This is a genomic window from Streptomyces sp. NPDC092370 (assembly GCF_044755265.1).
In the GTDB taxonomy this organism is placed as follows: domain Bacteria; phylum Actinomycetota; class Actinomycetes; order Streptomycetales; family Streptomycetaceae; genus Streptomyces.
Genome location: NZ_JBIVQO010000003.1, coordinates 110031 through 123131, shown reverse-complemented (window position 1 = coordinate 123131; position 13101 = coordinate 110031). Strand labels below are relative to the sequence as shown.

The 13101-nt window shown below is 71.5% G+C and carries 13 protein-coding genes and 1 pseudogene; 4 read left to right on the top strand and 10 right to left on the bottom strand.

From position 1 onward, the window contains the following. Positions 1 to 164: 164 nt before the first annotated feature. The 6 genes from ACIQHQ_RS11740 to ACIQHQ_RS11715 all read right to left on the bottom strand — a co-directional run bounded on the left by ACIQHQ_RS11740 (position 165) and on the right by ACIQHQ_RS11715 (position 6596). Positions 165 to 1880, bottom strand: coding sequence for a DoxX family protein (locus ACIQHQ_RS11740; protein ID WP_402611769.1), 1716 nt, complete (start codon positions 1878 to 1880; stop codon positions 165 to 167). 128 nt (positions 1881 to 2008) lie between these two features. Further along, positions 2009 to 2950 (bottom strand): 23S rRNA (guanosine(2251)-2'-O)-methyltransferase RlmB, encoded by a 942-nt coding sequence (gene rlmB, locus ACIQHQ_RS11735; RefSeq protein WP_402611768.1) that lies wholly within the window; start codon positions 2948 to 2950, stop codon positions 2009 to 2011. 114 nt (positions 2951 to 3064) lie between these two features. Further along, a complete protein-coding gene (gene cysS, locus ACIQHQ_RS11730) occupies positions 3065 to 4462 on the bottom strand; it encodes a cysteine--tRNA ligase (RefSeq protein ID WP_402611767.1) in 1398 nt (465 codons plus the stop codon). A 98-nt stretch (positions 4463 to 4560) separates the two neighbouring features. Beyond that, positions 4561 to 5067, bottom strand: a complete 507-nt coding sequence (gene ispF / locus ACIQHQ_RS11725) for a 2-C-methyl-D-erythritol 2,4-cyclodiphosphate synthase (RefSeq protein WP_402611766.1) — start codon at positions 5065 to 5067, stop codon at positions 4561 to 4563. After that, a complete protein-coding gene (gene ispD, locus ACIQHQ_RS11720; protein WP_402611765.1) occupies positions 5057 to 5821 on the bottom strand; it encodes a 2-C-methyl-D-erythritol 4-phosphate cytidylyltransferase in 765 nt (254 codons plus the stop codon). Before ispD ends, ispF begins: the two co-directional genes overlap by 11 nt. A 292-nt stretch (positions 5822 to 6113) precedes the next feature. Next, entirely contained in the window at positions 6114 to 6596 is a 483-nt protein-coding gene (locus tag ACIQHQ_RS11715) for a CarD family transcriptional regulator (RefSeq protein WP_003953493.1), read from the bottom strand. Between the two features lie 581 nt (positions 6597 to 7177). Between ACIQHQ_RS11715 and ACIQHQ_RS11710 the strand changes: the two genes are divergently transcribed. Next, on the top strand, positions 7178 to 7861 hold the full coding sequence (locus tag ACIQHQ_RS11710) for a DUF461 domain-containing protein (protein ID WP_402611764.1): 684 nt from the start codon (positions 7178 to 7180) through the stop codon (positions 7859 to 7861). 81 nt (positions 7862 to 7942) lie between these two features. Here ACIQHQ_RS11710 and ACIQHQ_RS11705 read toward each other — a convergent pair whose 3' ends face one another. Both ACIQHQ_RS11705 and ACIQHQ_RS11700 read right to left on the bottom strand, forming a co-directional pair. Then, positions 7943 to 8623: a response regulator transcription factor gene (locus ACIQHQ_RS11705; protein ID WP_030243122.1), complete on the bottom strand. Its 681-nt coding sequence runs from the start codon at positions 8621 to 8623 to the stop codon at positions 7943 to 7945. Beyond that, entirely contained in the window at positions 8620 to 9912 is a 1293-nt protein-coding gene (locus ACIQHQ_RS11700) for a sensor histidine kinase (RefSeq protein WP_402611763.1), read from the bottom strand. Before ACIQHQ_RS11700 ends, ACIQHQ_RS11705 begins: the two co-directional genes overlap by 4 nt. Before the next feature lie 245 nt (positions 9913 to 10157). On the opposite strand from ACIQHQ_RS11700, the gene phoU reads away from it, so the two are divergent. From phoU to ACIQHQ_RS11685, 3 genes are all read left to right on the top strand, one after another. Further along, positions 10158 to 10859 carry a phosphate signaling complex protein PhoU gene (phoU, locus tag ACIQHQ_RS11695; protein WP_402611762.1) on the top strand — a complete coding sequence of 234 codons (702 nt, stop codon included), beginning with the start codon at positions 10158 to 10160 and terminating at the stop codon, positions 10857 to 10859. A gap of 142 nt (positions 10860 to 11001) precedes the next feature. Then, complete coding sequence (locus ACIQHQ_RS11690) at positions 11002 to 11157, top strand: hypothetical protein (protein WP_283973474.1); 156 nt, start codon at positions 11002 to 11004, stop codon at positions 11155 to 11157. Positions 11158 to 11337: 180 nt separating this feature from the next. Continuing rightward, complete coding sequence (locus ACIQHQ_RS11685) at positions 11338 to 11589, top strand: SCO4226 family nickel-binding protein (RefSeq protein ID WP_402611761.1); 252 nt, start codon at positions 11338 to 11340, stop codon at positions 11587 to 11589. Positions 11590 to 11958: 369 nt separating this feature from the next. Here ACIQHQ_RS11685 and ACIQHQ_RS11680 read toward each other — a convergent pair whose 3' ends face one another. Both ACIQHQ_RS11680 and ACIQHQ_RS11675 read right to left on the bottom strand, forming a co-directional pair. Continuing rightward, positions 11959 to 12366, bottom strand: coding sequence for a YciI family protein (locus ACIQHQ_RS11680; RefSeq protein WP_402611760.1), 408 nt, complete (start codon positions 12364 to 12366; stop codon positions 11959 to 11961). 104 nt (positions 12367 to 12470) lie between these two features. Beyond that, positions 12471 to 13063, bottom strand: a pseudogene (locus ACIQHQ_RS11675) (DUF664 domain-containing protein). Positions 13064 to 13101: the final 38 nt, after the last annotated feature.

Genomic DNA, 13101 nt, shown 5'->3' with positions numbered 1-13101 from the left:
CACGAGGCATGTGCCGCGCACGCCACCCCGCTTCGTCACGGTCCACCTCCTACCCATGCGGCACAGCCGCACCATGTCGCAGCCCCACGCCACGCCCACGATGAACACGAGAAAGGGCCCCGCACCTCGAAGGTGCGGGGCCCTTGTGCTGTCCGGGCCGGCCGCTAGCCCAGCAGGCCGCCCACCAGCCCCTGGCGGCCGCTGGAGGAGGAGCCGCCGCTGCCCGAGCCGCCCGGCGAGCCCGTGCCGCCCGGCGTGCCCGTGCCGCCTGTTGCCGTGCCGCCGGAGGTGGGGCCGGTCGTGGTGCTCGGGGCCTGGTCCACCGGGGTGGACTGCTGGGGCGGGGCCTGGCCCGCGGTGCCCTGGGTCTGGCTCGGGGAGCCGCCGGTGACGGCGCCGGTGTCGCGGGTGGCACCGGGCGTGGTCGTGGTGCCCGCGCTGGGGCTGGCCGAGCCGGCCGTGGTGCCCTGGGTGGGCGAGGAGGAGACCGGCGGAGTCCGCTTCTCCTTCCGCTTGACGGGCTCGCCCGGGAGCGGGGAGCCGGGCAGTTCGTTGCGCGGGGCCTCGCCGGGACCCGGGACGACGACCCGGTCGGCGTCGCGGACGGCACCGCCGAGCAGCGAGCCGACGAGCAGGGTGATCCCGGTGGCGATGGCGGTGACGAGGGCGCCGCGGCGCAGCACGTAGCGGCGCAGGTCCCAGATGTCGGCGCGGGGGCCGAGGCGGCGCCAGGCGCTGCCGGCCAGTCGGCCGTCGACGGAGTAGACGGGAGCGCCGGCGATGATCAGCGGGGACCAGGCGGCGAGGTAGATGATGTCGGGCGTCTCGTAGACGGGGACGCTCTTCCAGCTGACCGTGACCAGCAGCGCGGCCGACAGCAGGGCGCCCAGACAGCCGGCGACGCGCTGCCAGCAGCCCAGCACCGTCAGGACGCCGACGATGACCTGCGCGAAGGCGATGACCAGGCCGGCGCCGATCGGGTGCTCGAGGGCGAACTGGCGCAGCGGCTCGGCGACTTCCCACGGATGCAGGGTGTTGAGCCACTTGACCATCGAGCCGCGCTTGCCGCCTTCGAAGTAGACGGGGTCGCACAGCTTGCCCATGCCGGCGTAGATGGAGATGAAGCCGAGGAAGACGCGCAGCGGGAGCAGGACGATGCCGAGGTTCACCCGGCGGCCCGGGTAGTAGGCGTGCCGGGCCGGGTCGTCGCCGTGCCGCTTGGCCCGGCGTCCAGTGGCGCCCGGCTCGGTGGCGGATTCCTCGAACTCGCCGTCCTCGTAGGCCGGTTCGTCGTAGGCGCTGCCGACGGTGCGCATGGGCGGCAGCAGCCGGGTGCCGTCGGCGGGCTCGCGGGTGCGCTGGGGGCCGACGACCGGGGTCTCGACGGTCTGGGTCAGGTCGCCCCCGTAGCCGTCGCCCTCGTAGCCGTCGCCGCTGTAACCGGCGCCCCGGTAGCCGGGATCGTCGTGGCCCGGGCCCACGCGGGAGATGACCTGGGTGGCCCCGGTGTCGGAGGCGGACTCGTCGGCGTGGCGGACACTCTCGTGCCGCACGGCCTGCAGGAGCCGGTGCGCGCCGGTGTCGTCCGGCGCGGATCTGCCGCTCCAGACGACGGGCCGGCGTCGGGCGGTGGCCCCGTCCGCCCCGCCCCCCACGAGGGGGACGCGGGCGGTGTCCTCGGTGGCGGTCAGATGCCGTGCGACCCGGGAGGACCGGACGCGACGCGTCGAAACGCCCAACTGCACGCGAAAGCTCGCGTGGTTGACGATGACCTGCGCCGGGTCGCTCGGCACCTTCACCATGCTCAGCGCGGGAGCGTCGTCGAGTCCCGACGAGCGATCCCCCGTGGGTGTGCGGGGTGTTCTGGTGTCCACACTCATCTAACCGAGTGACGTCGGGTTAGGACACTGCTTTGACCCGCCGGATCTGTCCGGACCCCGTCAAGCTTGCCCTCGTCGCCCCGATGACATCGAAATTACCCCGTACGGGTGGAGTTCCGGACGCTTGTTCAGCGTCGGCGGCGGGCCGCCTCGTACAGCACGATCCCCGCCGCCACACCGGCGTTGAGCGACTCCGCGCCGCCCGGCATCGGGATGCGCACCCGGTGGTCGCAGGTCTCGCCGACCAGCCGGGACAGCCCCTTGCCCTCGCTGCCGACGACGATGACGACGGGACCGTCCAGCGCCGCCAGCTCGCCGAGTTCGGCCTCGCCGTCGGCGGCCAGGCCGACGACCACGATGCCCGCCTTCTTGTAGGCCTCCAGCGCCCGGGTGAGGTTGGTGGCGCGGGCGACCGGGGTGCGGGCCGCCGTACCGGCGGACGTCTTCCAGGCACCGGCCGTCATGCCGGCCGCACGGCGCTCGGGGACGACGACGCCGTGCCCGCCGAAGGCGGAGACGGAGCGGACGACCGCGCCGAGGTTGCGCGGGTCGGTGACGCCGTCGAGCGCGACGATCAACGGGTCCACGCCGTCGTCGTAGGCGGCGGCCGCCAGGTCCTCGGGGTGGGCGTACTCGTACGGCGGGACCTGGAGGACCAGGCCCTGGTGGTTGAGACCGTTGGTCATCCGGTCCAGCTCCGGGCGCGGCGCCTCCATGAGGTTGATGCCGCCGCGCTCGGCGGCGACCTGGAGGGCCTCGCGCACCCGCTCGTCGTTGTCGATGAACTGCTGGACGTAGAGCGTGGAGGCCGGGACGCCCTCGCGCAGCGCCTCCAGGACCGGGTTGCGTCCGACGACCAGCTCGGACGTGCCCTTGCCGCCGCGGCCACGGGCCACGGGCCGGCGCACGGACTGCTTCGCCTTGGCGTTGGCGACGCGGTTCTTCTTGTGTCCCTTGCGCATCTCGGCGGGCGGGGTGGGGCCCTTGCCTTCCAGGCCCCGGCGTCGCTGGCCGCCACTGCCGACCTGCGCGCCCTTCTTGCCGGACATGCGGCGGTTGTTCGCGGCCATGAGCTACCCGTCTCCGTGAAGTGTTCGTACGTACGTCTGTGTACGTCTGTTCCGTCTTGGCAGTGTGCCGCCCGGGGGCCCGGGCGGCACAGTCGATCAGCCGTGGGGCTGGTCTCAGCGCGGGCCGAGACTCCAGCGCGGGCCCTGCGGGCCGTCCTCGATGACCAGGCCGGACTGACCCAACTGGTCGCGGATGGCGTCCGCGGTGGGCCAGTCCTTGCGGGCCCGGGCGGCCTCGCGCTGGTCGAGGACCATGCGGACGAGCGTGTCGACCACGCCGTGCAGGTCCTCGCCGCGGTCGCCCTCGCCGGCCCAGTGCGGGTCGAGCGGATCGAGGCCGAGAACGCCGAGCATCGCGCGGACCTCGGCGAGCCGGGCCACGGCCGCTTCCTTGTCGTCGGCGGCGAGCGCGCTGTTGCCCTGCCGGACGGTGGTGTGCACCACGGCGAGCGCCTGCGGCACGCCCAGGTCGTCGTCCATGGCCTCGGCGAAGGCGAGCGGCACCTCGGCGGCGGGCTCGACCGGGCCCGCCTTCTCGACCACGCGCTGCACGAAGCCCTCGATCCGCGCGAACGCCGACTCGGCCTCGCGCAGCGCCTCCTCGCTGTACTCGATCATCGAGCGGTAGTGCGGGGTGCCGAGGTAGTAGCGCAGCACGATGGGCCGCCAGCGCTTGACCATCTCGCTGACCAGGACCGAGTTGCCGAGCGACTTGGACATCTTCTCGCCGCTCATGGTGACCCAGGCATTGTGCACCCAGTACCGGGCGAACTCGTCGCCGTAGGCCTTGGCCTGGGCGATCTCGTTCTCGTGGTGCGGGAAGATCAGGTCGAGGCCGCCGCCGTGGATGTCGAAGGCGGAGCCCAGGTACTTGTGGGCCATGGCCGAGCACTCCAGGTGCCAGCCGGGGCGCCCGCGGCCCCACGGCGTCTCCCAGTCGGGCTCGCCGGGCTTGCCCGCCTTCCACATCGCGAAATCGCGCGGGTCCCGCTTGCCGGTGATGCCCTCCTCGGAGGGCTGGCGCAGGTCGTCGATGTCCTGGTTGGACAGCTGCAGGTACCCGGGGAAGGAGCGCACGTCGAAGTAGACGCTGCCGTCGGCCTCGTAGGCGTGGCCGCGTTCGATGAGCCCGCGCATCATCTCGATCATCTCGGGGACGTGCCCGGTGGCGCGCGGCTCGTACGTCGGCGGGAGGCAGCCGAGGGCGTTGTAGCCGTCGTTGAAGGCCCGCTCGTTCTCGTACCCGATGGACCACCAGGGGCGGCCCTGCTCGTGCGACTTGGCGATGATCTTGTCGTCGATGTCGGTGACGTTGCGGATGAACGTGACGTCGTAGCCGCGGTGGGCGAACCAGCGGCGCATGATGTCGAAGTTCAGGTACGAGCGGACGTGCCCGATGTGCGGGGCGGCCTGCACGGTGGCACCGCACAGGTAGATCGAGACACAACCCGGCCGGAGCGGGGAGAAGTCACGGATCTGCCGGGCGCTGGTGTCGTACAGGCGAATAGTCACCACTCCAGGGTAGTGGGCCCCGGGGTGTGCCTCAGGACCTTCCCCTCGGGGCGCACCTATTCGTGACATCGGCCACCGCTCCCCCCGGCGCCTCGCCCTCAGCCGACGCGCACGACCAGGGCCGTGGCCACCGCCATCAGCCCTTCCTCCCGGCCGGGGAAGCCCAGCCCGTCCGTCGTCGCACCCGACACCGACACGGGGGCGCCGGCCGCCTCCGACAGGAGTTTCTGCGCCTCGTCCCGGCGCTTGCCGATCTTCGGGCGGGGGCCCACCACCTGTACGGCGACGTTGCCGATCCGGAAGCCCGCCTCGCGCACGATGCGCGCGGCCTCCGTCAGGAGGGTGACCCCGGAGGCGCCCGACCACTCGGGGCGGCCCGTGCCGAAGTGCTGCCCGAGGTCGCCGAGGCCGGCAGCGGAGAAGAGGGCGTTGCAGGCGGCGTGGGCGACCACGTCGGCGTCGGAGTGACCGGCCAGGCCCGGGCCCTCGCCCTCCCACCTCAGCCCGGCACACCACAGCTCGCGGCCCTCTTCGAAGGCGTGGATGTCGGTGCCGACGCCGACCTGGGGAAGCGGGGGCCCGGGCACGGACTCGTCAGAAACCATCGTTGAGCCTCCTGCGGGCCAGGACCGCCTCCGCGAGGACCAGGTCCAGGGGACGGGTGACCTTGAACGCCTCCTCGTGACCGGGGACGGCCACGACCGTGAGGCCGAGCTGCTCGACCATGCCCGCGTCGTCGGTGACCTCGCCGGTCACCGTCTCGTGCGCCCGGACCAGCGTGGCCCGGTCGAAGCCCTGCGGTGTCTGCACGGCCCGCAGCCGCGCCCGCTCGGGCGTGGCGACGACCGGCTCCGGCTCGCCGGGGGTGCCGGCGGGCTCGACCTGCTTGACGGTGTCGGCGAGCGGCAGCGCCGGGACCACGGCCGGGGCGCCGTCCCGTACGGCCTCGATCACGGCGTCGACGGTGTCCACCGGGACCAGCGGCCTGGCCGCGTCGTGGACCAGCACGATGTCGTGGCCGGGCGGCAGCGCGTCGAGGCCGAGTTTCACGGACTCCTGGCGGGTCTGCCCGCCCGGGACGACGAGGAAGTCCGTCCGCTCGGGCAGGGCGTGCGCGTCGAGCAATGATCTGACCTCGGCGGCACCGTCGGGCGGGGCCACGACGACGACCAGGGAGACGGCGCGGGAGGCGGCCATCGCGCGGACCGCGTGGATCAGCATGGGGGTGCCGCCCAGCGCGCGGAGCGCCTTGGGGGCGCCCGGGCCGAGCCGTACACCCCGGCCGGCGGCCGGGATCACGGCCGCCGTGCGGGCCCTGGAGGGGGCGGCGGACGGCGAGGGACGCGAATCGTCAGACATCGGTTCCTGTCAGGTTTGTGTGCTGGCCTGGCGTGGGTATGGCCTGGAGGAGTGCCGGGCGCGACGCGCTCGACCGGACCCTTCCGTGACGCTGGTCGAGCCGGCGGCCCGGGCCCGGCACACCGAGCACCGGGACGTGAGTGATAACACAACCCGGCGTGGCGGCGCATCGGCGCCCGAGCGCGAACATGCCGCAGCGCCCGGCGACGGGAATTCGTCATCGGGCACCGCGGCATTTCGATGTGCAGGCGCGCGCGCTTGATCAGCAGAGCGCTGAGCGACGGGCTTCACCTCAGGAGGCGAGAACCTCGTCGAGCAGAGCCTCGGCCTTGTCCTCGTTGGTGTTCTCCGCGAGGGCGAGCTCGCTCACCAGAATCTGGCGGGCCTTGGCGAGCATGCGCTTCTCACCGGCGGAGAGTCCACGCTCGCGCTCACGACGCCACAGGTCACGTACGACTTCCGCGACCTTGATGACATCGCCCGAGGCGAGCTTCTCCAGATTTGCCTTGTAGCGGCGGGACCAGTTCGTGGGCTCCTCGGCGTACGGTGCGCGCAGCACCTCGAAGACCCGGTCCAGCCCATCCTGACCGACCACATCACGCACGCCGACGAACTCCGCATTGTCCGCTGGCACACGTACCGTCAGGTCGCCCTGGGCGACCTTCAGCACCAAGTAGGTCTTGTCCACGCCTTTGATCTGGCGAGTTTCGATGGCCTCGATCAGCGCGGCCCCGTGATGGGGATAGACCACGGTGTCGCCAACCTTGAACGTCATGTGACAGGTACCCCTTCCGTGGCTATCCAGGGTAACACGGAAATCCCGGGTTCTGAATGGCGTTTTCGCAGGTCAGGGCGTATCTCGGGGCTTGACAACTCCGACAGGAACGTGCTTCGGACAGCCAGTGGAAGAAGGTATTCGCAGGTGGGAGCGGCTCTCCGGGGTGAGCGAAACGCGTACGCTACACGCATCCGGAGCATCCTCCAGACGGCCGAACATCCCCATATGTCCGGTTCCGTATGATCGACTTCCGCTACTCCGTTCGGAGGCTCGAGCCGGGTTCCGGTCGAATCCGGAATTGATCACGAGCCGCCCGGAGGGACCACCGGTGATCAATTCCCAGGTGGCCCCGCATTCCTTCACGAAAAATCTGCGGTACTGCCCCGGACTCTTATGTGAATGCCGGACGAGCACAGCGCCAATGTGACGCAGGAGTCATCCGCGACCGGGGTGGCATCAGTGGTGCCGGGGGGTCGGGTGCGGCGCGACGGGGACGGCTCGGTAACCTAAGGCCCGCTGACAGACCCTTAGGGCGGCTTTATCGGCCGCTCCGCTCGAGTCAAGGAGTTGCCTCCGCCGTGAGCAGCAGCCTTCGACGCGGTGCCCTCGCCGCCGCCGTCACCGCGTTCTCGATCGCCTCGCTCGCCGCGTGCGGCGCCGGCAACAACGCCCAGACCCTGGAGATCAAGCCGGACAACGCGGCCACGAGCGTCGGTGACATCAAGATCCAGAACGCGATCGTGATCACGCAGCCCGACCTCGAGTCGACCGGCCCGGCCGCGATCTCCGCGACCTTCTTCAACTCCGGCAGGAGCGCCGAGACGCTGGAGTCCATCACCCTGCCCGGCACCGGCAAGACCGCCGAGCTCAAGCCCGCCAAGGGCGGCAGCCTCAGCATCCCGCCCGGCGGCTCGCTGATCGTGGGCGGCAAGGACAACGCGACGGCGATGCTGCCGAGCAGCCGTGAGGCCGTGCAGGACGGCAACGCCCAGAAGGTCACCTTCACCTTCAGCAAGACGGGTGCCGTGAGCCTGCGCGCGTTCGTCGTCCCCGCCGAGCACTACTTCAAGGAGTGGGGCCCGTCCGAGGTGCCGGCCGCGCCGGGCGCCTCCGCGTCCCCGTCCGGGTCGCCGTCCGGTTCTCCCGCCGAGGGCGAGTCGGGTGCGCCGGAGAGCCCCGCCGCCGGCGAGACGCCGGGTGGCCACGGGGCGTCCGGCACGCCGACCGACGCGGCCTCGGCGAGCGCGAACGCCGGGCACTGAGCAGTCGCACGAAGGGCGGGACCTCCCCGGAGAGAGGTCCCGCCCTTCGTGCTTCAGTGCTTCCCGTCGCGCACGGCCGGTCTACGGCTCGAACTTGTAGCCGAGACCACGGACCGTCACCAGGTAGCGCGGGGCGCCCGGGTCCGGCTCGATCTTGGCGCGCAGGCGCTTGACGTGGACATCGAGGGTCTTGGTGTCACCGACGTAGTCGGCACCCCAGACCCGGTCGATGAGCTGCATGCGGGTGAGGACCCGGCCCGCGTTGCGCAGCAGCATCTCCAGCAGGTCGAACTCCTTCAGCGGCAGGTCGATCTTGGTGCCGCCGACGGTGACCACGTGCCGGTCGACGTCCATGCGGACCGGTCCGGCCTCCAGGGCCGCCGGGGTGACCTCCTCGGGCTCGCCGCGGCGGCGCAGCACGGCACGGATACGCGCGACCAGCTCGCGCGAGGAGAACGGCTTGGTGACGTAGTCGTCGGCTCCTATCTCCAGTCCGACGACCTTGTCGATCTCACTGTCCTTGGCGGTCACCATGATCACGGGAACGTTGGAGCGACCGCGCAGCTGACGGCACACCTCGGTGCCCGGCAGGCCGGGCAGCATCAGGTCGAGGAGGACGAGGTCGGCGCCATTGCGCTCGAACTCGTCGAGTCCGTCGGGTCCGGTGGTCGCGACTGCGACCTCGAAGCCCTCTTTGCGGAGCATGTACGACAGGGCGTCGGAGAAGGACTCCTCGTCCTCGACGACGAGCACACGGGTCACGGAAGGACCTCCGGGGCGGGAAGCGTTTCGTACGCGGTTGATTCGGGGGATGTGAGGGTTGACCGCCCGGCCTCCTCGTCGAGGCCCGCGCTCCCTGCGCGTTCGTCCCGGGCGGGCTGCTGTTGTGCGCGGTCGCGGGCCGCACCGGCCTCCGGCAGCCGCAGGGTGAAGGTGGAGCCCTGGCCTTCGGCGCTCCACACCGTGACCTCACCGCCGTGCGAGGCGGCCACGTGCTTCACGATCGCCAGCCCCAGACCCGTACCACCGGTGGCACGGGAGCGGGCCGGGTCGACGCGGTAGAAGCGCTCGAAGATGCGCTCCTTGTCCTTGTCGGAGATGCCGATGCCCTGGTCGGTGACGGCGATCTCGATGTGTTCCCCGCCGGGCGCGTTCACCCTGCGGGCCGCGATGCCTACGCGGGTGCGGGCGGGTGAGTAGTTGACGGCGTTCTCGACGAGGTTGCCCAGGGCGGCGGCGAGCTGGCCGCGGTTTCCCCAGACGTGCAGGTCGGCGGCGCCACCGGCGGCCATGGTGATCTGCTTGGCACCGGCCTGGTGCCGGCAGCGGTCGACGGCCTCCGCGACGAGCTCGTCGACCCGAACCGGCTCGGCGTCCTCCAGCGGGTCGTCGTTCTGCACCCGCGAGAGGTCGATGAGCTCCTGCACCAGGCTGGTGAGCCGGGTGGCCTCGATCTGCATGCGCCCGGCGAACCGCTCGACCGCCTCGGGGTCCTCGGAGGCGTCCATCACGGCCTCGGAGAGCAGCGAGAGGGCACCTACGGGTGTCTTCAGCTCGTGGCTCACGTTGGCGACGAAGTCGCGCCGGACCGCCTCGATGCGGCGGGCCTCGGTCAGGTCCTCCACGAGCAGCAGCACCAGCCGGGAGCCGAGCGGCGCGACCCGCGCGGAGACGGCCAGGGCCTCTCCACGTCCGGTGCCGCGCCGTGGCAGATCCAGCTCGACCTGGCGTATCTCGCCGTCCCGCCTGGTGTCCCGGGCCATCTGCAGCATCGGCTCGACAGCGAGCTTGCCGCCGCGGACCAGGCCGAGGGCGTACGCCGCCGAGCTGGCCTTGACCACGGCGTCCGCCTCGTCGAGGACGACGGCCGACGACCTGAGGACCGACAGGACCGTGTCCACGCCCGGCGGAAGGACCGCGTCGGTGTGCAGGGAGCTACGGGTGGGGCGCTTCTGCTCGCGCTCACTCCAGCGGAACGCGAGCATGGCGATGACGCCGGTGAGCACCCCGACGATCGCTGCCACTGCGGCAACCGCCGCGTTCACGTCCATGCACCCAGGTTAGGCATGGCTCGGGCACCCTCCACAGCCGTCGGGCTGCGAGCTCGAACACTCGTCGCCCAGAGTTCACCTTGGAGCCAGTATTGGTTCATTTGGGATGACGGAAACGGACGCGTAAGGGCCGGAACGTGGGAGCGTGGGGTGCGGACCGTTGGTAATACGACGGTCGTACCGCCGGTGTCCGGTGGGCCCCGGCCCTTGGACCCCCGACTGAGACGCACGAGAGGGAAAGCCTGATGCGGGACGCGTACCACGAGGAACTGGACTCGATCGGCGACGGTCTGGTGGAGATGGCCCGGCTGGTCGGGTCGGCGATCGGGCGCGCCACGACCGCCATGCTCGACTCCGACCTGAAGCTGGCCGAGAACGTCATCGAGGCCGACCAGCGGGTCGACGAGCTCCAGCACGAGCTGGAGGCCCGGGCCATAGCCCTGCTGGCGCGGCAGCAGCCGGTGGCGACGGATCTGCGCATCGTCGTCACGTCGCTGCGGATGTCGGCCGACCTGGAGCGCTCGGGCGACCTCGCCCAGCACGTGGCGAAGCTCGCGCGTCTGCGCTACCCGAACCGCGCCGTCCCGAGCGACCTGCACGCCACGATCCTGGAAATGGGCCAGCTCGCGCAGCGCCTGATGGCGAAGGCCGCCGAGGTGATCATCACCAAGGACGTCGACCTGGCGCTCCAGCTGGAGCAGGACGACGACGAGATGGACCTGCTGCACCGCACCCTGTTCCAGCACCTGATGGACGACCGCTGGAAGCACGGCATCGAGACGGCCGTGGACGTGACGCTGCTGGGCCGCTACTACGAGCGGTTCGCCGACCACGCCGTGTCGGTCGCCAAGCGTGTGGTGTACCTGGTGACGGGTGAGCACGCCGACGAGCTCCAGACGGATGTGCAGCCGGAGATCCAGTCGGTCTCGGGGGCGGAGAGCGCCTGAAGGTGCCGGGCCGGGGGCGGGCGCCGGAAACGAGCGGGGCGGACGGGGACCGGCTGGGCGCGCGGGCGCCTCAATGCGCCGTTGATGCGCCCAGCGGGACGGGCATCCAATGGGCACAGGCACCAGCCTCGAGGAGGGACCCATGTCCGAATCCCCCAGCACCACGCCCGACCCCGCCCGGCAGCGCGAGACCGAGCAGCCCGCCGAGATCAGAAGCCTGCCCCTGATCGCCGCGTGCGGCTGCGGATCGGGCTGCGGCTGCGGCTGCCAGTCGGGCAGCCCCTGCCAGTGCGGCTGACGCCGGCACGTTGTTTCGCAGAAACCTGTAGGGCCCCGGCGGTGTCGCCGGGGCCCTGCGGCGTCACGCCGTGGACCGTGGATCCTGGGCTTGGAGTCGCCCGGGCGGCCCGACGGGCGGAGCATGAGAGGAAGGCAAGGCGGCGCGGGCGAGCGCCGTGCCGGGAAGGAGACGCGAGGCATGCCCAAGTTCATGGATGTCCATCGCGGCATGAAGGGCATCACGGAGGAACAACTGCGTGAAGCCCACAACGCGGACCTGGCGATAGAGAAGGACGAGCAGGTCCACTTCGAGATGGCCTGGGCGGACCCGGAGTCCGGCCACGTCTACTGCCTCTCCGAGGGCCCCTCGGCCGAAGCGGTCCAGCGCATTCACGAGCGCGCCGGGCACAAGGCGGACGAGGTGCACCCTGTGCCGTTGTCCGTGCGGTGACCTGCCGCACGCGGCCCGTCAGCGGCGCCGGCCGGCGTTGAGGCGGGCCGCTTGGCGGTCAGGTGGTCACGCTCGGCTGGGTGGGGAGCCATGTAGCCGCCACGGCATACAGCCGGGCCGTCTGGCAGGTCAGGTAACCCCGTTCGGCGAGGAGGGGGAGCCATGTGGGCCGCCACGGCATACAGGCAGGCCGTCTGGCAGGTCAGGTAGCCCCGTTCGGCGAGGAGGGAAAGCCATGTGGGCCGCCACGGCATACAGGCAGGCCGTCTGGCAGGTCAGGTAGCCCCGTTCGGCGAGGAGGGGGAGCCATGTGGGCCGCCTCGGCGTACGGGCGGGCCGCCGTGGCCAGGTCCCCGGCGCGTTCGTGGGTCACTCCGTGATGGTGGGGTGCGGGGTGAGCAAGGGGCGCACCTCGAGCCACTCGTGGATCGGCTTGCCGCCCGCCCCGGGGGCCGCCGACAGCTCGCCGGCCAGCTCGACGGCACGGTCGTAGCCGGCCACGTCGATGATCATCCAGCCGGCGATGAGGTCCTTGGTCTCGGCGAACGGGCCGTCGGTGACCGGCGGGCGCCCTTCACCGTCGTACCGGACCCACGCGCCCTCGGGGGCGAGCGCCTGGCCGTCGACGAACTCTCCGGTCTTCTCCAGCCGGGCCGCGAAGTCCTGCATGTACTGCACGTGGGCCGAGATCTCCTCCGGCGTCCACCGGTCCATGGGTACGTCGTTGACCGCCGCCGGGGCGCCGCGGTAGTGCTTCAGAAGCAGGTACTTGGCCATCGTGGTTCTCCTCGGTGCTGTGCAACCCATCTTGCGCCTTCACCCCGGGGACGGAGCCGGGCGCGGGTTCTCGACATCGCCGCCGAAGTTTTCCTGGAGGTGGCTCACTGCCCGACGCGGCCGTCGATCCGTTCACGCAGGAGGCCGGCGTGGCCGCAGTGCCGGGTGTACTCCGCGATCTGCGCGACCAGGATGTCGCGGAGCTGGAGCCGGCCGCCGGGTTCGGGGCCGAAGTCGCAGTGGCCGGCGTTGCCGGTGGAGAGGTCGGTGACACCGGCCAGGTAGCGGTCGGTGCGCTCGACCTCGGTACGCCACTGCCGCCAGGCCTCGTCCACGACCGCCGGGTCGGCGACCGCGCCGTCGAAGTCACCGTCCCGGTCCTCCGGCGTGCGGTACGGCTCCGGCGCGTCTTCGCCGGCCATCACCCGGCGGACGTGCCGCTCCTCCTCGGTCAGGTGCCGTACCGGTCCCAGCAGGGCCATCTGCTCGGCGTCCAGGCCCGCGCACTTCATCTCCAGGGTGAGGCGGTAGTTGCGCAGGTGGTCGAGCAGGATGCCGCGTTCGTCGACGGGCTGGGCGTCGGTCTAGCGGGGTCGTCGTCGGGGTCGACCCACATGTCCGGGTGGACGGTCGCCCGTGTCCACCGAGTCGTATCCGCGGACGCCGTTGCTTCGCCGGTGTGCTCGCCTGAGACCATGCGGGCATGGTGGAACGGGCGGGCGCGGCATCGAAATT

What these genes read in the sequence shown, in the direction of transcription:
- ACIQHQ_RS11740 (WP_402611769.1), bottom strand. Translation starts at nt 1,880, where the DNA reads ATGAGTGTGGACACCAGAACACCCCGCACACCCACGGGGGATCGCTCG.
- rlmB (WP_402611768.1), bottom strand. Translation starts at nt 2,950, where the DNA reads ATGGCCGCGAACAACCGCCGCATGTCCGGCAAGAAGGGCGCGCAGGTC.
- ispF (WP_402611766.1), bottom strand. Translation starts at nt 5,067, where the DNA reads ATGGTTTCTGACGAGTCCGTGCCCGGGCCCCCGCTTCCCCAGGTCGGC.
- ispD (WP_402611765.1), bottom strand. Translation starts at nt 5,821, where the DNA reads ATGTCTGACGATTCGCGTCCCTCGCCGTCCGCCGCCCCCTCCAGGGCC.
- ACIQHQ_RS11715 (WP_003953493.1), bottom strand. Translation starts at nt 6,596, where the DNA reads ATGACGTTCAAGGTTGGCGACACCGTGGTCTATCCCCATCACGGGGCC.
- ACIQHQ_RS11700 (WP_402611763.1), bottom strand. Translation starts at nt 9,912, where the DNA reads ATGGACGTGAACGCGGCGGTTGCCGCAGTGGCAGCGATCGTCGGGGTG.
- phoU (WP_402611762.1), top strand. Translation starts at nt 10,158, where the DNA reads ATGCGGGACGCGTACCACGAGGAACTGGACTCGATCGGCGACGGTCTG.
- ACIQHQ_RS11690 (WP_283973474.1), top strand. Translation starts at nt 11,002, where the DNA reads ATGTCCGAATCCCCCAGCACCACGCCCGACCCCGCCCGGCAGCGCGAG.
- ACIQHQ_RS11685 (WP_402611761.1), top strand. Translation starts at nt 11,338, where the DNA reads ATGCCCAAGTTCATGGATGTCCATCGCGGCATGAAGGGCATCACGGAG.
- ACIQHQ_RS11680 (WP_402611760.1), bottom strand. Translation starts at nt 12,366, where the DNA reads ATGGCCAAGTACCTGCTTCTGAAGCACTACCGCGGCGCCCCGGCGGCG.